This window comes from Pseudoxanthomonas sp. UTMC 1351, assembly GCF_040948865.1.
Classification (GTDB): Bacteria; Pseudomonadota; Gammaproteobacteria; order Xanthomonadales; family Xanthomonadaceae; genus Pseudoxanthomonas_A.
In genome coordinates this window covers 46,398-63,690 of sequence record NZ_JAVGJT010000011.1, presented here as the reverse complement: position 1 = coordinate 63,690, position 17,293 = coordinate 46,398, and the positions used below count along the sequence as shown (strand labels likewise).

Sequence of the window (17,293 nt, the reverse complement as noted above, 5' to 3'; positions counted from 1 at the left end):
CCATTGGGCGCTGATCACAGCCTGCACCGCTCAGGGCTTTGGCTTTTCCTCAGGAGCGTGCGCGTTTCTTGCGACGCGCAAACTCTTCCGCGCTGATCTGCTGGATCTCGCCAACCTCGCAAATATCGCGGTCCGTTTTGACCCGAGTATCTTGCGGGCAAAGGCGATTCATCTGGTCTGCAGTGGAAATCTCCACCTTGGAGGTGGTCGCGATGGAATCGCAGCTGCGGCGAAACCTGACGCCGTAGTGGCTGTCGCCGTCCTTCAGAAAGAACCGGTTGCCGCCCCCGCCGCCTCGGACGACTTCCTGTTGGTTGCCCAAAGTAACGCAGTCGGCGAGCGGAGCGCCTTGCTCGGCAGCCTGTGAAGACAGGGCGCAAGCGCTCAGTATCAGCGCGGTGGCTATATGGAAAGGTGTCTTCATGGGGGTCCTCAAGGCTTACAGCCGGATTGGCCGGGGTCAGCCTACGAGGACTGCTGGGCGACGGAATCTGCTTGAAGTGACAATGACGACAGGCAGAGTGCTCAAGGTCACGGGTCCAGCGAGGATGTGTTTGGAAACGCAGAAAGCGGCCATAAGGCCGCTTTCTAATCAATTAGTTACCAGCATTATTTCATGCGGTAAGTGATACGACCCTTGGTCAAGTCGTAGGGGGTCATTTCGACCTTGACCTTGTCGCCGGTCAGGATGCGGATGTAGTTCTTGCGCATGCGGCCGGAGATGTGGGCGATGATCTCGTGCCCGTTCTCCAGTTTGACCCGGAACATGGTATTGGGCAGCGTCTCGGTGACGGTGCCTTCGAATTCAATTGAGTCGTCTTTCGACATGTATGCCTAGTGTGTGCAGCGGGATGGCCAAGGCCATAAAGCCGGGTATTGTACGCCCGTCAGCACACGGCTGCAAAAATCCCGTTAATTTTGATCGATTGCTGAAAGCAGCGACGCCGGCATCCAGCCGAAACGCTTCGTCCAGCTGCCGGGATTGCTTTCTTGTTCCACCTGTTCGGCGACCTGCTGAAGAAACCTGGCTCGCGGCCAGCGTTCCGCTCCCAGTGACAGCAGATGGTCGTTTTCTACCTGGGCGTCGATCAGCGGCCAACCCCATTCGTGCAGTCGGTGAGCCAGTGCGGCCAATGCGACCTTGGAGCCTCCAGAGATCGCACTGAACATACTTTCGCCGAAAAACATCCGGCCGATCGCCACGCCATAGATACCACCGACCAGCCGTTCCTCCCCGGGCGCCTCTCCCTCGAAGACCTCGACCGAGTGCGCGTGGCCCAGCCGGTGGAGCTCGATATAGGCGCGCTGCATTTCCTCGGTGATCCAGGTGCCGTCCTGGCCGGACCGCGGTGATTGCGAGCAGGCGCGGATCACCTGGGCAAAGGCGGTGTCGGCAGTCACCCGCCACGGCGAGCGGCGCAACTCGCGACGGAACCGCGATGAGAGTCTTACCCCATCCGTCCGAAAGATCATGCGGGGATCCGGCGACCACCATAGGATCGGCTGGCCCGCCGAGTACCAGGGAAAGATGCCATGGCCGTAGGCGTTGAGCAGACGAGTAGGGGATAAATCGCCGCCGACCGCCAGCAAGCCGTCCGGCTGCCGCAAGGCTGCCTCCGCCGGAGGAAATGGCGCGTTTGGATCCCGCGACAGCAAGAAGGGGCGTTGACTCATAACGGCAGCGTACCGAAACCTGACGTGTGGGAGCGACGTGAGTCGCGACCGTACAAACGAAACAACCAAAATCTGCGCCGTTAGGCTGCTCACGTTGAATTGTTACGAAATGTTCCGCCCGCGCGGTCGCGACTCACGTCGCTCCCACAAGTTGAGTCCTTGAACGGCGAATGCGCCGCCAGCGTGGCGGCATAGCGTTGGATCGAACGCGTTTCTTCGGCGCACCAGCGGCGTAGCGCTTCGGCGAAGTCCGGGTCGGCAATCCAATGCCTGCTGTGTACCAACGCCGGCAGAAAACCACGCGCAAGCTTGTGTTCGCCTTGTGCGCCCGGTTCGAAGACCGTCAGCCCTTCCCGCAGGCAGTAATCGATGCCCTGGTAGTAGCAGGTTTCGAAGTGCAATCCGGGCAGCGTCTCGTCCGCTCCCCAGTAGCGGCCATACAGCGTATCGCCGCCGCGCAGGCATAGCGCTCCCGCGATAGGGCGGCCTTCCTTCTCAGCCAGGAATATCACCAATGCGCGTGGCGTGGTGCGCGCCAAATGTCGAAGAAAATCCAGGGTCAGCGCCGGCGAGTTGCCGTAATCATGGAAGGTGCGGAGGTAGAAACCGAACATGGCCGCCAAGTCGGCTTCGCTTGCCTCGTCTCCATGTACCACTCGAAAACTTACGCCGGCACGCTGCACCTTGCCGCGTTCCTGACGGATGTTCTTGCGATGTTTGTGGTCGAATGCAGAGAGAAAATCGTCGAAGGTCCGCCAGTGGCCCGGGTTGCGCCAGTGATATTGCACGTCGCAGCGCGCCAGCCAATCGTCGCTGAAGACCGCCTGTTCGGCTTCGGCGTGGAAATTCACATGGGCGGAGGACAGGCCCATCTGGCGCGTTTCTTCGGTAATCGCGCCCACCAGAAGTCGGCGACCAGCGTCGCTACGCGTCAACAAGCGCGGACCGGTCACCGGCGAATAGGGCACCGCGCACAGCCACTTGGGAAAATACTCCCGCCCATATCGCGAGTAGGCGTGCGCCCAGGCATGGTCGAATACGAATTCGCCATGCGAATTGGTCTTCAGGTATCCCGGTGCAGCGCCTACCAGCTCGTCGCCTTCCCACAGCGTCAGATGATGTGGCGTCCAACCCCATTCCTCGCGCAGGCAGCCGTGCTGCTCCAGCCCGCTCAAAAAAGCATGGCTGACAAACGGGTTGCGGCCGTCGTGCAACGCATCCCACTGTTCCTGCGCAATGTGCGAAAGCGTGGGACTTATCCGGCAGACCGGCATATCAGCCGCCGGCGGCCCGGCGGTATACGTCGGGATCGTGCTTTTGCATGTGCCGCTCTGCGTGCTCCAGTTCGGTAAAACCGAGCTGCCGATACAGCGGCTGCATATCCAGCGTGACCAGATGCCAACGCCGTAGACCTTGTAGGCGTGCGTCTTCCAGCACGGCTTTCACCATGGCACGGCCGTAGCCACGGCCGCGCTGCTCGGGCACAACAAACACATCGGCCAAGTAGGCGAACGTGGCTTGATCGGTCACCGCACGCGCGAACGCCACCTGCCGGCCCTCGATGTAGCCACCAAAACAGACCGAGTTGGCCAGCGCTCGTTCCAAGGTTTCCCTGGGAATGCCCGGCGCCCAGTAGCTGCGGCGGGCCAGAAAGTCGTGGACCAGCGCGATATCCAGTTCTGCGGGATCGGCGCTGACCCGCAGCATCAGGCGTCCTTGTCGAGGAAGCGCTCGGCGTCCAGCGCGGCCATGCAGCCGAAACCCGCCGATGTGATGGCTTGGCGGTAATGCTGGTCGGCCACGTCGCCAGCTGCGAACACGCCCGGAACAGAGGTGCCTGTGGCACCGCCGTCCAAGCCGGACTTGATGGTCAGGTAGCCGTTTTTCATCGCCAACTGGCCTTCGAACAGGCTGGTATTCGGCGTGTGGCCGATCGCCACGAAGAAACCATGCACCGGCACGTCACGGGTGCTGCCGTCCTGCATCGACTTGACCCGGATGCCGGTGACGCCGGCTTCATCGCCCAGTACTTCGTCTACCGTGTGGTGCCAGATGGGTTCGATCTTGCCGGCTTGAATCTTGGCGAACAGCTTGTCCTGCATGATCTTTTCGGCGCGCAGCGTGTCGCGGCGGTGCACCAGGTAGACCTTGCGGGCGATATTGGCGAGGTAGAGCGCTTCTTCAACCGCCGTATTGCCGCCGCCAATCACTGCAACGTCCTGATCCCGATAGAAGAATCCGTCGCAAGTGGCGCAAGCGGAAACGCCGCGCCCCTTGAAGGCTTCTTCCGACGGCAAGCCGAGGTACTTTGCGGTGGCACCGGTAGCGATGACCAGCGCATCGGCGGTGTATTCGCCATTATCGCCGATCAGCTTGAACGGCCGCTGCGACAGATCGGCGGTATGGATATGGTCGAAGATGACTTCGGTTTCGAAGCGCTCGGCATGCGCCTGCATGCGCGTCATCAGGTCCGGACCCATCAGCCCATGGGCATCGCCAGGCCAGTTGTCCACTTCGGTGGTGGTCATCAGCTGTCCACCTTGCTGCAGGCCAGTGATCACAACGGGCTTCAGATTGGCGCGGGCGGCGTAGACGGCGGCGGTCCAACCGGCGGGGCCGGAGCCCAGAATCAACAGGCGGCAGTGCTTCGAAGTGCTCATGTATACTCGCGGGAAGATAGGAATCGTGCTGGGATCGTGCAGAAACTGCTCCGCGACCACATCGTTCCATCGTCATCGCAGACGCCATAGAGTGGTGCCGCGGTCACGTTGAATCAAGACTTGCTGATGGAATGCTGTTGATGCATGACATGATGAAACCAGTTGAAAAGCGGCGCCGCGGTTGCGGCGTTTTTTCTGCGGAAAGTCAAAGTTGCCGATCGCCGACGGTATTTGTAAGTCGCCACTGAAATTCGGCGCCGATTCGTTTATTATCAACCACTAATCGCATATTTCTAAGGTCTGGTCGAAGGTGGCAAAGCAGCTTCCGGAAAGCGGCAAGTCCAAGGGCGCGAACGCAGCGGCACGTAAGCAATCGGCCGCGAATCCGCGCCGGCAACGGTTGTGGCGCGACCTCGCGCTGATCGCCATCGCGCCGTTGCTGTTGTATCTATTGGCCAGCCTGTTCTCGTTCTCGCCGCAAGATCCTGGCTGGTCGCAAGCCGGTAGCCTGACCGCGCCCATCCAGAATTGGGGCGGCCGCGTCGGCGCCTATCTGGCCGACATTCTTCTTTACCTGTTCGGTTACGTGGCATTCCTATTGCCGGTGGTGTTGGGCGCTGTTGCATGGATCGCGCTGTTCGGTATGGACAGCGACGGCGATGGCGACGCCGATCTAGGGCCAGCGTTGCGCCTGGTGGGCATGGTGGGTTTCCTGATCTCCGCAACCGGCCTGCTGTATTTGCGCGGCATGTCCGCGGCGTATTTCTCCGCTGGCCCTGGCGGGATATTGGGAACATTAGTCGGCAAGTCGCTGCTGAGTGGTTTCGGTGGACTGGGCGGCAATCTTTTCCTGTTGGCGCTGTTCCTGGTGTCGGTGACGCTGGCGACAGGCCTGTCCTGGTTCGCCGTGATGGAACGCATCGGCCAGTGGACCATGGCGCTCCCCGCGCTGTTCCGACGCGGTAGCCAGCAGGCCACGGAATGGCAGCAGACGCGAGTGCTGCGCGAAGAACGAGAAACCGTCCGCAAAGTCGAAGCGGTGGCGCGTGCCAAGCGCGAACCCGTCCATATCGAACCGCCCGCGGCACCGGTTATCGAGAAGAGCGATCGCGCCAAGCGCGAGCAACAGATTCCACTTTTCCATGGCACCGGCGGCGATGATTCTGGCATTCCGCCGCTATCGTTGCTGGACGACCCCAAGCCGCAGACCAAAGGTTATTCGGAAGAGACTCTCGAGACGCTGTCGCGGCAGATCGAGTTCAAGCTCAAGGATTTTCGCATCGATGTGCAGGTAGTCGGCGCTTATCCTGGCCCGGTCATCACCCGCTTCGAGATGGAACCGGCCCCTGGCGTCAAGGTCAGCCAGGTCAATTCGCTGGACAAGGACATCGCCCGCGGCCTGAGCGTCAAATCGGTACGCGTGGTCGACGTCATCCCCGGCAAGTCGGTGATTGGTCTGGAAATTCCCAACACCAGCCGCGAGATGATCTACCTCAGCGAGCTGTTGCGTTCCAAGGAATACGACAAGTCGCCCAGTCCGCTGACCATCGCGTTGGGCAAGGACATCGCGGGGCGTCCGACCGTCGCCGACTTGGCACGCATGCCGCACCTGTTGGTCGCCGGTACCACCGGTTCGGGCAAATCGGTGGCGGTGAATGCGATGGTGTTGAGCCTGCTGTACAAGGCCAGCGCCAAGGACGTGCGCATCCTGATGATCGACCCCAAGATGCTGGAACTGTCGGTCTACCAGGGCATCCCACATTTGCTGGCGCCGGTGGTCACCGACATGAAGGAGGCCGCCAACGGCCTGCGCTGGTGCGTGGCGGAAATGGAACGCCGCTACAAGCTGATGAGCGCGGTAGGCGTGCGCAACCTGGGCGGCTTCAACAAGAAGGTGAAGGACGCGCAGGACGCCGGCCAGCCGTTGATGGATCCTTTGTTCAAACCCAACCCGGATCTGGCGGAAGCACCGCGTCCGTTGGAACCATTGCCTTTCATCGTCATCTTCATCGACGAATTCGCCGACATGATGATGATCGTCGGCAAGAAGGTGGAGGAGCTGATCGCACGCCTGGCGCAGAAGTCACGCGCCGCCGGCATGCACCTGATCCTGGCGACCCAGCGTCCGTCGGTGGACGTGATCACCGGTCTGATCAAGGCCAACATCCCCACGCGCATCGCATTCCAGGTATCGAGCAAGATCGACTCGCGCACCATCCTGGACCAGTCCGGCGCGGAGACGCTGCTGGGCATGGGCGACATGCTGTATCTGCCGCCGGGCACGGCAATGCCGGAGCGCATCCATGGTGCCTTCGTCAGCGACGAAGAAGTGCACCGCGTGGTGGAACACCTGAAGGCCACCGGCACCGCGGACTATATCGAAGGCGTGCTGGAGGAAATCCAGACCATGGGTGACGGCGTGGTGGTAGGCCCCACCGGTTTGCCGGAAACCAGCAGTGGCGGCGGAGACGAGTCCGATCCGCTGTACGACGAAGCCGTGCGCATAGTCACCGAAAGCCGTCGCGCTTCGATTTCCGGCGTGCAGCGGCGCTTGAAGATCGGCTACAACCGAGCCGCCCGCCTGATCGAAGCCATGGAAGCCGCAGGCGTGGTCACACCGCCCGAGCACAATGGCGACCGCCAGGTACTGGCGCCGCCACCGCCCAGAAATTGAACCGCTTCGGGCCGTTGTAGGAGCGCCGTCCCTGCGCGAGCTCTTCGGTCAGGTGGCGATAGAAGCGAAGAGCTCGCGCCGGGACGGCGCTCCCACAAGGACAATCCTGGGCCTCACGCCCCGCTGAACACCGCCCACCACATCTGCCTTTCCTCCACTCCCATTCAGTTTTTAAGCGCCAAACTCACACCATCTGCTTATTCCGGATTGCCTGCATGATTCGCACCGCCCGCTACGCCATTCTCGCCACCGCACTGCTTACAAGCACGGCCTTTGCCGGTGCCCGTGATGATCTCAAGGCTTTCACCACGGGCCTTAAGGGTCTGGACGCGCAGTTCGTCCAGAAGGTCTACGACGGTGGCGGCAAGCTCAAGGAAAGCACCACCGGTCGCGTGGCACTGTCGGCGCCGCGTCTGTTCCGTTGGGAATACAACAAGCCCTATGAACAGCTGGTAGTTGCCGACGGCAAGAAAGTCTGGATCTACGATCCCGATCTGCAGCAGGCCACCGTGCGCGAGCAGGGCACCGAAGAACAGAACAGCCCGCTGACCGCGTTGATCGACCCGGGCAAACTGGACCAGCAGTTCAACGTCAAGGAGACTGGTCAACAGGACGGACTGGAGTGGCTGGAACTGACCCCCAAGGACGAGGGCGATGTCAGCTTCCAGTCCGCACGCTTGGGCTTCAAGGGCCAGACGCTGGCCCGAATGGAAGTCGTGGACGCCGTCGGCCAGCGCACCGACATCAGTTTCAGCGGTTGGAAGCGCAATCCGTCCTTCGCCGCCAGCACCTTCAAGTACAAGCCGGCCGCCGGCGTCGACGTGGTCGGCGATATCTGAAATAGGGCGGGCCTTGGCCCGCCGTCTTGATCCACCGAATCTCCGCCGCCGGTCATGCCAACGGAATCGTTTCGATGATTGCCCAGACGACCGGAAAGATGGCAATGGCGGGCCGGGGCCCGCCCTACGACGTTGTTAGAATGCAGCGTGGCCAAAGCCAAGACACCTTTCAACGAACCGGACGATCTACTGAGTGTCGATCGCGATGCGCTGCGGCCGCTCGCCGAGCGCATCCGCCCACGCACGCTGGATGAAATGGTTGGCCAGCGCCGTCTGCTGGCGCCGGGAACTGCATTGCGTCGCGCGGTCGAGTCCGGGCACGTGCACTCGATGATCCTGTGGGGACCGCCTGGTTGCGGCAAAACCACACTGGCGCTGCTGTTGGCCAAATATGCCGACGCCGAATTCAAAGCCATCTCCGCCGTGCTGTCCGGGTTGCCCGAAGTCCGCCAAGTACTAGCCGAAGCCGCGCAACGTTTCGCCACCGGCCGCCGCACGGTGTTGTTCGTGGACGAAGTGCATCGCTTCAACAAGGCACAGCAGGATGCTTTCCTGCCGCATATCGAACGCGGCACGATTATTTTCGTCGGCGCCACCACCGAGAATCCTTCGTTCGAACTCAACTCGGCGCTGCTGTCGCGCTGCCGCGTACACGTGATGGAGGCCGTCTCGGCCGACGACATCCTGCAGGCGCTGCGCCATGCGCTGCAGGACCAAGAGCGTGGCCTGGGTGGGCTGGGTCTGCGAGTGTCCGACGAGGCATTGCGGGAAATCTCCGGTGCTGCCGATGGCGACGTGCGACGCGCACTGACTCTGCTGGAAATCGCGGCGGAATTGGCGACAGGCGAGGGCGGCGAGATTACCCAGCAAACCTTGGTGCAGGTGCTGGCCGACCGCACCCGCCGCTTCGACAAGGGCGGCGAACAGTTCTACGACCAGATATCGGCGTTACATAAATCCGTGCGCAGCTCCAATCCCGATGCAGCGCTGTACTGGCTGACCCGCATGCTGGACGGTGGCTGCGATCCCATCTACCTGGCGCGGCGCATGACTCGGATGGCGGTGGAAGATGTCGGGCTGGCGGATCCGCGCGCCCTGCAAATGGCGATCGAAGCCTGGGAAACCTACGACCGTCTGGGCAGTCCGGAAGGCGAACTCGCACTGGCGCAGCTGGTGATCTATCTGGCCAGCACCGCGAAATCCAACGCCGGCTACATGGCCTTCAATGTTGCGAAACGCGACGTTCGCGAATACGGCACGCAGGAAGTGCCCATGCATTTGCGCAATGCCCCGACCAAGTTAATGAAGGAACTGGGCTACGGCACCGGCTACCAGTACGACCACGATGCCGAAGGCGGCATCGCGCTGGACCAGCCGGCTTTTCCTGAAACCATGGGCGAACGCGTCTATTACGAGCCAGTGGAGCGTGGCATGGAAATCAAGCTGAAGGAAAAACTCGACCGGCTGCGGCAAGCTCGCCGCGATGCGCTGCAAAGATCACGCAAAGGCATCAAGGACGCATGAGCGCCGACTGGCAGCAATGGCTGCTGGTGGCGGCCGGTGGTGCGTTGGGCGGCGCCTTGCGCTACGCAATTTCGGGCTGGGTGGCAAAACACGTTGGCGAAACTTTTCCGTGGGGAACGTTGGTCGTCAACGCCAGCGGCGCGTTCCTGTTAGCGCTGCTGATGGGGTCCTCCGCATTTAGTAGTTCTTCTGACGGCGTGCGGCTGCTGTTGGGCGTCGGCGTTATCGCCAGTTACACCACGGTGTCGTCGCTGAGCTTGCAAACGTTGTCGCTTGCCCGAGAAGGACAGTTGCGCGCGGCAGCGGCATATGTGGGGTTATCGGTGGTCACGGGCCTGGCTGCCGGCGCGCTGGGCTGGTGGCTGGTTCGCCTATGAGGCGGGGCATTCCGATGGTGGCGTGGGTGGCGTCAGGTAGCGCCCTGGGCGCCATGGCGCGGTGGGGGGCTGAGCAGCTTTTCGATACGGTGACTGCCGCGTCCTTCCCATGGTCAACGCTGGGCATCAACATTTTCGGCTCGATGGTCATTGGACTGTATGCCGCACTGACCGGTGTTGATGGCCGGCTGGTGGTTTCCGCGGCGCACCGCCAATTTGTCATGACCGGGATATGCGGCGGGTTCACTACTTTCTCGTTGTTCACCGCCGAGGTGCTTACAAGCGCCGCGAACGGCGACTACCGGCTGGCCGGGAGCATAATCCTGGTCTCGGTGCCCGCATGGTTGTCGGGTGTCTGGCTGGGATACGCCGCTGGCGCGCGTTGGAACCGATTGTCGCGGTAAAAGAGGAGGTGTGCCATGACGCTGCCGGAACAAGCGGTGCTGCTTCGCATCCATATCGGCGAAAGCGATCGCTATGAAAACCATCCCTTGTACGAAGCGATCGTGCTCAAAGCGCGCGAAACACAATTGGCCGGCGCCACCGTATTGCGCGGCCCAATGGGCTTCGGCCAATCCAGCCGGCTGCATACCGCCAAGATCCTGCGCCTGTCGGAGGATCTGCCGATGGTGATCGAGATCGTCGATGCCGAAGAGAAGATCGAAGCCTTTTTGCCGATCCTGGAAACGATGGTCGGCGATGGATTGGTGACGCTGGAGAAGGTCAGGGTGATTAAGTACAGCGGATCGTCTCGGTAGCGAGAAGCAGTATCGACGCAACGTACTCCGTAGGAGCGCCGTCTCGGCGCGAGCTCTTCGCTTCTATCGCGATCTGATGAGAAGAGCTCGCGGCGGGACGCCGCTCCTACAAAAGCTAACCGCCGCTTCTGCAGGGACGAAGACTCATGGTTTGGTAGGAGCGCCGTCTCGGCGCGAGCTTTTGCTTCTGCGCGATCTGACGGCAAGAGCTCGCGGCGAGACGCCGCTCCTACAACCACGATTGGGCTACCGCTTCCAGTCCAGTTTGTCTTGGTCTTTAATTCCGTAGTCCTTTAGCTTCTTTTCGTCACCTTCCAACTTTGTATTCTTAAATTCCAGAGTCTGGAACTCAGGAGGGACAGCCGTCTTTTCTTCCATTCGCTCTTTGATGTATCCGACGGTGACCGTGTCCTCGTCGACCTCGAGCTCTACGGGAAATATCTCCTTGCGCTCTATCTCAACCTCGGCTCCAAACGCTTTCTCTATTGCATCCTCGGTGCCTTGATCGGTCTGGATAGTGATGTTGATTTTTGCCGCGCTGACTATCGAAGCAAACGACAACCCACTCACGAGCAAGCTCGCGGCCAGAAAACGAAGCGGGGTTTTATGCGAACTGATCATGACTAATCTCCTTGTCCTTGTCATAGGGGTACCGCCTGCGCAGGCTAGTTCGCTACTGGTTATTCCCTGGTGATATCCGCTTTCCGATTTGCGGATTATCTGGAAGCAGTTCTGATTTCCAGAAAAAATAATCCATCCCAGGACGCCTGAGCTGGCCACCAGTATTAACGCGTGTTTGGCTGTAACGGAGTCGAATCCTCGGTTCTCGTTGAGCCGCTCGACCGTTCCCGTGTCCGGCCCAACACTTAAATCGCGTTGAATCATCTTGGCCCTAAGCCACTGTCGCAGAAGCAATTTCGTCATACAGACGAGCGGCGAACAACTTTCCAAAAATCTAACAAATCAGCGCCCAGCGTTTAACGAAATCTATGCAAGCGTGACGTCCGTCACTTTATGGCGGCCGCCCCTGGTCCGCTGAGTGGCACTTTCAAGGAGAACATCATGTGCATCGGTAAGAAGACTCTCATCGCTTCGGCGGTGTTATTTGGACTCGGATTAGCAGGACAGGCGTTTGCACAAGCAAGCAATACGGAAAACGGACCTGGAAGCAATGTCCAGGTAGCCGTCGACGACGACAGCAATAACAGCGACAACAGCACTCACGATGGCGACAACCGCGATAACAGCGGTGAAGCCTATGCCGATGGATTCGGCACCGCCGCCGCCAACAACGGCGGTACGTCCACTGCCACTTTCTCCAACGCCTTCAATGTCAGCACGGCCGTGGCCGTGACTCGCCTTGAAGGAAGCGTCTCCGGCGTCAGCGTCGGCAACATCGGCAACGTCGCCCAGAACTGGGGCAATGCCAATGGTGCCAGTGGCGGTCGCGGCGGTGATGGATATGGCGGCGATGGCGACGGAGGTGGTGCTAATGGCGGCATCGGCGGCGACGGTGGAACTGCGCTCGCCGGCAGCGGTCGCGGCGGTGACGCCGGCAGCGATAGCGGCGATGCCGGCGCGATTGCGCTCGCAGGCGGCGGCGATGGCTATGGCGGTGGCTGGGGTGGCGACGGTGCCGACGGTGGCAACGGCGGCGATGGCGGATTCGTTCGCGAACGCGGTCGGGGCAGCGCCAACGGCAGCGGCGGTGCGGGTGGCGATGGTGGTGCAGGTGGCACGACGGGTGACGGCACTGGCACCGGCACGGCTGCAGGCGGCGCCAATGACGCTACCACCGCGACCAGTGGCGACAGCACTGCCACAGCGGGCGACAGCGGTTCAGTCGCAGCCACAGGTGGAGCTGGCGGCGATGGCACGGCGGGAACGGGAGGCGATGGCACGGGAGGTTCGGGCATGGGCGCTGCAGGGGGCGCAGGTGGTTCGGGCGGATCGGTGGCCAACAGCGCTGGAACATTCAACATGTCCAACAACATGACCAGCGTCGGCCAATCGGCGGCAGGCATCATGGTGGCGGCCCAGAACAGCGGATTCGCTTCGCTGATTCAACAGGGCATCACCGTGCAGGCCAACTTGACCGTAGGCCCGTAAGCGCCCCTCGGATGGCGCCGGCGCGCCTGATGCGCCGCCGGCGCATCCACTGCGTGTACATGAAAGCGTTCCGCCGTTCGCGGCGGAACGTCAAAAGCGCGCAGTAACCGCGAACGCATGGCAAAGGAGACCGACATGCAACCGTTTCTTTTTTCTTTATCGCCGTTGTTGGCGGCGATGGTTCTGATTACTAATTCCACCACCGCGGTGGCGGGGGAACATGGCCAGATCAGCGCGCCGCCCAGCGCGATTGAAACCGCGCTACCACTTGCTTCGACCCACCCAAGCAACTTTTCGGACGCTTCGCATCCGCTGGAAATCCCTTTCGTCATCACCAACGAGTTCGGTCAACCGGTGGATCCCGGCACGCTGTCCGGTCTGCGCGGGGGATACGACGTCGCCGAAAACAATATCGACGTCGACGGCAGCGTTGACGGCAATTCCGCCAATGGCGTGATTGCGGGTGCGAACACCATCAGCGATGGTGCGTTCGCCAATGCCAATGGCCTCAGTACGGTGATCCAGAACAGCGGCTCCAATGTGCTGATCCAGAACGCGATGATCGTGAAGGTGGATTTCGGCGGGAGCAATCCATGAGGGAGCGCCGCGCATGAAATCTCGCTGCAGCACATGGATGTTGGCGGTATGCGCACTGGCCTGCACGGGCATGGGCTGGGCAGCCAATACCGATGTGCGCCTTCCGCACAGTGGTGCCTACAGTCTGCGTGTGACCAGCCTGAAGGAAGCGCGCTTCAAGACCACCATTCCGCAGCAATACGACTTCAGCTGCGGCTCGGCGGCGGCGGCGACATTGCTCACCTTCCAATACGGCCATCCGGTCAGCGAGGCGGATGTGTTCGTGCGGATGTATGAGAACGGTGACCAAGCGAAGATCCGCAGGGAAGGTTTTTCGCTGCTGGACATGCGGCGCTATTTGCAATCGAAAGGGTTCGAAGCGGATGGCTTCGAGTTGCCACTGGACAAGCTGGAAGAGGAAGGCGTCCCTGCGATCGTGCTGTTGAACGACCGCGGTTACCGGCATTTCGTGGTGGTGAAGGGCATGCGTAATGGACGCGTGTTGCTGGGCGACCCAGCACGTGGCACGCGGGCGATGCCGCGCTCGCGATTCGAGGCGCTATGGGACAACCGCGTGTTGTTCGTGGTGCACAACCGCCGCGAGGATGCCCGTTTCAATCAGCCCCATGACTGGCGGACTGCACCTCCGGCGCCGCTCGATCTGGGTATCCAGCGCGAAGGCTTGCGCAACGCGGTTACGCCCAGGCGCGGACCAGGAGACATTTGAGTCATGGATACGATCCGGACATCGGCATTCCTGCTGCTGACGTGCTTCTGCATCGGCCTGCCGGCTGCGGTGCACGCGGCAGACGGGCAGGGTGCACCACTCGGGAAAGAATGGCAGCCTATCGATCCCGTGCGATTGGCGGGCATGCGCGGCGGCTTGCTGATGCCTTCGGGAACGGTGCTTTCGTTCGGCATCGAACGCGTCGTCCACGTCAACGGCCAACTCGTCGCCAGCGTATCGGTGCGGATCCCCGATATCGCGCGCATCGACCCGACACAAGCGCAAGCGATCGCCGATTTCAACCAAGGCATCCTGGTCCAAGTGGGCGAGGGCAACCACTTCGACCCCTCCCATATTCCCGGCGGCGTCGTGATCCAGAACACGCTGGACAACCAGCACATCAGCACCGCCACCTATATCGATCTGGGTGCCGGAATGCTGGACGTTTTCCAGAGCCTCAACAGCAACGCCGCACTAACCGATGCGCTGGTCCGCGCACCGGGCACTCCGTGAGCCGCCACAACGTAGACCCCCATCAACTGAGGAACACCATGAAAAGGAAGTCATCCGTCATTTCGCAGCCGGCGCCATGGATGATGGCCCTCGGGATTGGCCTTTCCATCAGCGGACAGGCCTGGGCGCAAGAGGATGGCTCTGGCGCATCGCCAGGAACATACTCGTCAGAAGCACGTTTGGACATCCTGCAAAGGCAGATCAATCTGCAGAACCGAAAGCTGGATGAAATGCGCCAGTCGCTAAGTCAGCAGGAACAGGATGTGGCGCGATTGCAGGATGCATTGAACGAAGAAATACTGGCCAGCGCGCGCGCGCGCGGCGCACCTGTTCCATCAACAGTTCCGTCGTTGGCGCAAGGAACCGCGGCCTACGCCCAGCAAGCACCTCAAGCACCGGCACAACAACCGCAGCGACCCGTGGGCCAAGCGCCGGAATCGGATTCGCGTCCTCCTGAGGTAGCGCAAATTTTCGACCAACCCGGTGTACTCACGCCGCCCGGCAAGCTGGTGCTGGAACCTTCGTTGCAATACGGCTATTCGGCGAACGACCGCGTCGCGCTGGTCGGCTATACCGTTATCCCCGCCATCCTGATCGGCCTGATCGACGTACGGCAGGTCAAGACGACCACGGCCATCGCGACGCTTACCGGGCGCTATGGGCTGAACAATCGTTTCGAGATGGAAGCCAAGTTGCCTTACGTCTATATCGACAGCGATACGGTCAGCCGCGAAATCTTCACCGGTTCGGCGCAGGACAATGTGTTCAACGCCAGCGGCCGTGGTCTGGGCGATGTGGAACTGACCGCGCGTTACCAGATCAACCGTGGTGGACCGGACAAACCGTTCTATATCGGCTGGCTGCGCTACAAGAGCCGCACCGGCAAGGATCCGTTCGATGTGGTCACCGATTGCGTGACTCGCTGCGTCGGCAACACCACGGGCACCGGCTTGCCGTTGGAACTGCCTACCGGCAGCGGATTCGCTTCCCTCCAGCCCGGCGTCACCTGGCTGTATCCCTCCGATCCTGTGGTGTTCTTCGGAAGCTTCAGCTATCTGCACAACTTCAAACGCAAGGATGTATCGCGCACGGTGATCGGCGGGCAGGAGGAATTGCTAGGTGAAGTGCAGGCCGGCGACATTTTCGGATTCAACCTTGGCATGGGTTTGGCCTTGAACGAAAAAGCCGCCATCAGCCTGGGCTACGACCAGAGCATCGTCGGCAAGACCAAGCAGAACGGACAGGAAGTGGCTGGCGCGGTCCGCATGACGCTGGGCACGCTGCTGCTGGGCGGCACCTACCGTTTTAGCGAAAAGACATCGTTGAATGTGGCGTTGGGTGTCGGCGTCACGCGCGATACCCCGGACATGACGATCACCGCGCGGGTGCCTATCACGTTTTGATCTGATCGGATTTTTCCGATAGCGAAGTTGTCATCGTCCGCATAGGCTTCCTGCTTTCAAGGAGGCTGAATGATCAGGATGATGGTTATCGCCGGCGCCTGCGCCGGTATTTTTCTGAGCGCTACGGTAGCGGCGCAATCGCTATACAAATGCACCGATTCGCAGGGGCGGAACAGCTATCAGTCGGTGGCTTGCAGCGACCACCAGCAGCACGTCTGGACCCGGGACATGCCGGTTGCTTCGTCTCCTTCGCCAGCGCCGCATCGCGTGGCGGGACCAGTCAGCACTAAATCCAAGGTCCAGCCACCTGCCGCCCGTACCGCACGAAGCGGGAGTGGAAAATCCTCGCGCTCACGCAATCGCGGCGGTACAACGATCTCGTTGCATAACGATCCTGTCGCCTGCGAAAAAGCCAAGGAGCGACGCAGAAAAACCTACGAGAAGCTGGGCTTGAAGCGAGACTTCGAAACCAGCCGGAAGATGGACGATCTGGTTTATCAGGCTTGTCGATGAACGAACTGCTAATCCGGTTCCACGTCTATATCGAGGTCTTCCTTGCCCTGCAATATCTGTCGGAGCATCGCGAGCAATGGGGCGGATGCGCCCGATTCGGCCAGGTCATCTATCAGGTCCGGATCGAACGGAAAGGGCTCGTCGGTACGGGTAGGCTCATCGAACAAGGCCATCAGCTGCTTGGACTCTTGCTCGGTCAGCGTGCCGAGGTATCTACCTGTGGTTCGGTCGACGATTCTAGGCATGGAATGCTCCTGTGGCTGGCAGGAAGGAAAGCGATGGAACGCCGCGGAAAAACAGTCTGAACCGGTTCTTCCAAACAAAGATTATGGATCGCCATAAGTGTAGACCGAGTGTAGGCATACGACTTGGTTATGGAGCGGCCTTTGCCTATGTAGGAGCGGCGTCCCGCCGCGAGCTCTTCCGACAGGTCGTTGTAAAGCTAAGAGCACTTGAGACCCGGGCGTCCACCATCCGGACGCGCTGCGGCGCGCTTTTGATCGCGCGCGCCGAGAGGCTGCCGGGGCGCGGAGCGGCGTCCCGCCGCGAGCTCTTCGACAGGTCGTTGTAAAGCTAAGAGCAGTTGAAGCCCGGGCGTCCGCCGTCCGGACGCGCTGCGGCGCGCTTTTGATCGCGCGCGCCGGGACGGCGCTCCTACCCAGCAGATGGCAAATGTTATTTTTATTCCCAACGCCGTCTTTTCGCGCCGTCTTTATGCCGATTGAGAGACCCTCCGACCATACTCACAAAAGGAGGACACGCCATGGCTTCCAAACGCGAATTGATTGCTCCGAACGGAGACAAGCGCCTCATCCGGCGGGATGAAAAAGGACGCATCAAGGAGAGCGACGACCTGGGCAAATCGCTTAGCCAGGATGTCAGGAAATCCGCGAAGACCGTCGTGAAATCCGGACAAGGCGATCGCGGAGACCAGAAGCGCAAGTAA

21 protein-coding genes are annotated in these 17,293 nt (G+C 60.9%); 13 read left to right on the top strand and 8 right to left on the bottom strand.

The window, feature by feature from the left end; all coding sequences use genetic code 11:
- Nucleotides 1–49 precede the first annotated feature (49 nt).
- From AB6O04_RS09115 to trxB, 6 genes are all read right to left on the bottom strand, one after another.
- Nucleotides 50–424: a hypothetical protein gene (locus tag AB6O04_RS09115; protein ID WP_368563540.1), complete on the bottom strand. Its 375-nt coding sequence runs from the start codon at nt 422–424 to the stop codon at nt 50–52.
- A gap of 185 nt (nt 425–609) precedes the next feature.
- Nucleotides 610–828, bottom strand: coding sequence for a translation initiation factor IF-1 (gene infA / locus AB6O04_RS09110; protein ID WP_079726088.1), 219 nt, complete (start codon nt 826–828; stop codon nt 610–612).
- Between the two features lie 84 nt (nt 829–912).
- The gene (gene aat / locus AB6O04_RS09105) at nt 913–1,674 is read right to left on the bottom strand and encodes a leucyl/phenylalanyl-tRNA--protein transferase (protein ID WP_368563539.1); all 762 of its coding nucleotides are present in this window, start codon (nt 1,672–1,674) and stop codon (nt 913–915) included.
- Nucleotides 1,675–1,763: 89 nt separating this feature from the next.
- Nucleotides 1,764–2,948: a GNAT family N-acetyltransferase gene (locus tag AB6O04_RS09100; RefSeq protein WP_368563538.1), complete on the bottom strand. Its 1,185-nt coding sequence runs from the start codon at nt 2,946–2,948 to the stop codon at nt 1,764–1,766.
- 1 nt (nt 2,949) lies between these two features.
- On the bottom strand, nt 2,950–3,381 hold the full coding sequence (locus tag AB6O04_RS09095) for a GNAT family N-acetyltransferase (protein WP_368563537.1): 432 nt from the start codon (nt 3,379–3,381) through the stop codon (nt 2,950–2,952).
- A complete protein-coding gene (gene trxB, locus AB6O04_RS09090; RefSeq protein WP_368563536.1) occupies nt 3,381–4,334 on the bottom strand; it encodes a thioredoxin-disulfide reductase in 954 nt (317 codons plus the stop codon). The genes AB6O04_RS09095 and trxB overlap by 1 nt, the downstream gene beginning before the upstream one ends.
- 310 nt (nt 4,335–4,644) lie before the next feature.
- Here trxB and AB6O04_RS09085 point away from each other — a divergent pair, with 310 nt between their 5' ends.
- From AB6O04_RS09085 to AB6O04_RS09060, 6 genes are all read left to right on the top strand, one after another.
- Complete coding sequence (locus tag AB6O04_RS09085) at nt 4,645–7,008, top strand: DNA translocase FtsK (RefSeq protein WP_368563535.1); 2,364 nt, start codon at nt 4,645–4,647, stop codon at nt 7,006–7,008.
- A gap of 215 nt (nt 7,009–7,223) precedes the next feature.
- Entirely contained in the window at nt 7,224–7,847 is a 624-nt protein-coding gene (gene lolA, locus AB6O04_RS09080; protein ID WP_368563534.1) for an outer membrane lipoprotein chaperone LolA, read from the top strand.
- 147 nt (nt 7,848–7,994) lie between these two features.
- The gene (locus AB6O04_RS09075; RefSeq protein ID WP_368563533.1) at nt 7,995–9,371 is read left to right on the top strand and encodes a replication-associated recombination protein A; all 1,377 of its coding nucleotides are present in this window, start codon (nt 7,995–7,997) and stop codon (nt 9,369–9,371) included.
- Nucleotides 9,368–9,748, top strand: a complete 381-nt coding sequence (gene crcB, locus AB6O04_RS09070) for a fluoride efflux transporter CrcB (RefSeq protein ID WP_368563532.1) — start codon at nt 9,368–9,370, stop codon at nt 9,746–9,748. Before AB6O04_RS09075 ends, crcB begins: the two co-directional genes overlap by 4 nt.
- Nucleotides 9,745–10,152: a CrcB family protein gene (locus tag AB6O04_RS09065; RefSeq protein ID WP_368563531.1), complete on the top strand. Its 408-nt coding sequence runs from the start codon at nt 9,745–9,747 to the stop codon at nt 10,150–10,152. The genes crcB and AB6O04_RS09065 overlap by 4 nt, the downstream gene beginning before the upstream one ends.
- Before the next feature lie 15 nt (nt 10,153–10,167).
- Nucleotides 10,168–10,506 (top strand): DUF190 domain-containing protein, encoded by a 339-nt coding sequence (locus AB6O04_RS09060; protein ID WP_368563530.1) that lies wholly within the window; start codon nt 10,168–10,170, stop codon nt 10,504–10,506.
- 246 nt (nt 10,507–10,752) lie between these two features.
- Here AB6O04_RS09060 and AB6O04_RS09055 read toward each other — a convergent pair whose 3' ends face one another.
- Nucleotides 10,753–11,127 carry a ubiquitin-like domain-containing protein gene (locus AB6O04_RS09055; RefSeq protein ID WP_368563529.1) on the bottom strand — a complete coding sequence of 125 codons (375 nt, stop codon included), beginning with the start codon at nt 11,125–11,127 and terminating at the stop codon, nt 10,753–10,755.
- 441 nt (nt 11,128–11,568) lie between these two features.
- Between AB6O04_RS09055 and AB6O04_RS09050 the strand changes: the two genes are divergently transcribed.
- The 6 genes from AB6O04_RS09050 (at nt 11,569) to AB6O04_RS09025 (ending at nt 16,347) form a co-directional block, all read left to right on the top strand.
- Nucleotides 11,569–12,615: a hypothetical protein gene (locus tag AB6O04_RS09050; protein ID WP_368563528.1), complete on the top strand. Its 1,047-nt coding sequence runs from the start codon at nt 11,569–11,571 to the stop codon at nt 12,613–12,615.
- Nucleotides 12,616–12,750: 135 nt separating this feature from the next.
- Nucleotides 12,751–13,212: a hypothetical protein gene (locus AB6O04_RS09045; protein ID WP_368563527.1), complete on the top strand. Its 462-nt coding sequence runs from the start codon at nt 12,751–12,753 to the stop codon at nt 13,210–13,212.
- 13 nt (nt 13,213–13,225) lie between these two features.
- Nucleotides 13,226–13,918, top strand: coding sequence for a C39 family peptidase (locus tag AB6O04_RS09040; protein WP_368563526.1), 693 nt, complete (start codon nt 13,226–13,228; stop codon nt 13,916–13,918).
- Between the two features lie 3 nt (nt 13,919–13,921).
- Complete coding sequence (locus tag AB6O04_RS09035; RefSeq protein WP_368563525.1) at nt 13,922–14,431, top strand: hypothetical protein; 510 nt, start codon at nt 13,922–13,924, stop codon at nt 14,429–14,431.
- Nucleotides 14,432–14,469: 38 nt separating this feature from the next.
- Nucleotides 14,470–15,834, top strand: a complete 1,365-nt coding sequence (locus AB6O04_RS09030; protein ID WP_368563524.1) for a transporter — start codon at nt 14,470–14,472, stop codon at nt 15,832–15,834.
- 69 nt (nt 15,835–15,903) lie between these two features.
- Nucleotides 15,904–16,347 (top strand): DUF4124 domain-containing protein, encoded by a 444-nt coding sequence (locus AB6O04_RS09025; RefSeq protein WP_368563523.1) that lies wholly within the window; start codon nt 15,904–15,906, stop codon nt 16,345–16,347.
- Nucleotides 16,348–16,355: 8 nt separating this feature from the next.
- Here AB6O04_RS09025 and AB6O04_RS09020 read toward each other — a convergent pair whose 3' ends face one another.
- A complete protein-coding gene (locus AB6O04_RS09020; protein WP_368563522.1) occupies nt 16,356–16,592 on the bottom strand; it encodes a hypothetical protein in 237 nt (78 codons plus the stop codon).
- 518 nt (nt 16,593–17,110) lie between these two features.
- On the opposite strand from AB6O04_RS09020, the gene AB6O04_RS09015 reads away from it, so the two are divergent.
- Nucleotides 17,111–17,293, top strand: coding sequence for a hypothetical protein (locus AB6O04_RS09015; protein WP_337341656.1), 183 nt, complete (start codon nt 17,111–17,113; stop codon nt 17,291–17,293).

Excerpts from the sequence above, each read along its gene's own strand:
- lolA (WP_368563534.1), top strand. The coding sequence starts at position 7,224 with ATGATTCGCACCGCCCGCTACGCCATTCTCGCCACCGCACTGCTTACA.
- AB6O04_RS09015 (WP_337341656.1), top strand. The coding sequence starts at position 17,111 with ATGGCTTCCAAACGCGAATTGATTGCTCCGAACGGAGACAAGCGCCTC.
- aat (WP_368563539.1), bottom strand. The coding sequence starts at position 1,674 with ATGAGTCAACGCCCCTTCTTGCTGTCGCGGGATCCAAACGCGCCATTT.
- AB6O04_RS09035 (WP_368563525.1), top strand. The coding sequence starts at position 13,922 with ATGGATACGATCCGGACATCGGCATTCCTGCTGCTGACGTGCTTCTGC.
- crcB (WP_368563532.1), top strand. The coding sequence starts at position 9,368 with ATGAGCGCCGACTGGCAGCAATGGCTGCTGGTGGCGGCCGGTGGTGCG.
- AB6O04_RS09115 (WP_368563540.1), bottom strand. The coding sequence starts at position 424 with ATGAAGACACCTTTCCATATAGCCACCGCGCTGATACTGAGCGCTTGC.
- AB6O04_RS09060 (WP_368563530.1), top strand. The coding sequence starts at position 10,168 with ATGACGCTGCCGGAACAAGCGGTGCTGCTTCGCATCCATATCGGCGAA.
- AB6O04_RS09025 (WP_368563523.1), top strand. The coding sequence starts at position 15,904 with ATGATCAGGATGATGGTTATCGCCGGCGCCTGCGCCGGTATTTTTCTG.
- AB6O04_RS09030 (WP_368563524.1), top strand. The coding sequence starts at position 14,470 with ATGAAAAGGAAGTCATCCGTCATTTCGCAGCCGGCGCCATGGATGATG.
- AB6O04_RS09100 (WP_368563538.1), bottom strand. The coding sequence starts at position 2,948 with ATGCCGGTCTGCCGGATAAGTCCCACGCTTTCGCACATTGCGCAGGAA.
- AB6O04_RS09040 (WP_368563526.1), top strand. The coding sequence starts at position 13,226 with ATGAAATCTCGCTGCAGCACATGGATGTTGGCGGTATGCGCACTGGCC.
- trxB (WP_368563536.1), bottom strand. The coding sequence starts at position 4,334 with ATGAGCACTTCGAAGCACTGCCGCCTGTTGATTCTGGGCTCCGGCCCC.
- infA (WP_079726088.1), bottom strand. The coding sequence starts at position 828 with ATGTCGAAAGACGACTCAATTGAATTCGAAGGCACCGTCACCGAGACG.
- AB6O04_RS09065 (WP_368563531.1), top strand. The coding sequence starts at position 9,745 with ATGAGGCGGGGCATTCCGATGGTGGCGTGGGTGGCGTCAGGTAGCGCC.
- AB6O04_RS09045 (WP_368563527.1), top strand. The coding sequence starts at position 12,751 with ATGCAACCGTTTCTTTTTTCTTTATCGCCGTTGTTGGCGGCGATGGTT.
- AB6O04_RS09055 (WP_368563529.1), bottom strand. The coding sequence starts at position 11,127 with ATGATCAGTTCGCATAAAACCCCGCTTCGTTTTCTGGCCGCGAGCTTG.
- AB6O04_RS09095 (WP_368563537.1), bottom strand. The coding sequence starts at position 3,381 with ATGCTGCGGGTCAGCGCCGATCCCGCAGAACTGGATATCGCGCTGGTC.
- AB6O04_RS09050 (WP_368563528.1), top strand. The coding sequence starts at position 11,569 with ATGTGCATCGGTAAGAAGACTCTCATCGCTTCGGCGGTGTTATTTGGA.
- AB6O04_RS09020 (WP_368563522.1), bottom strand. The coding sequence starts at position 16,592 with ATGCCTAGAATCGTCGACCGAACCACAGGTAGATACCTCGGCACGCTG.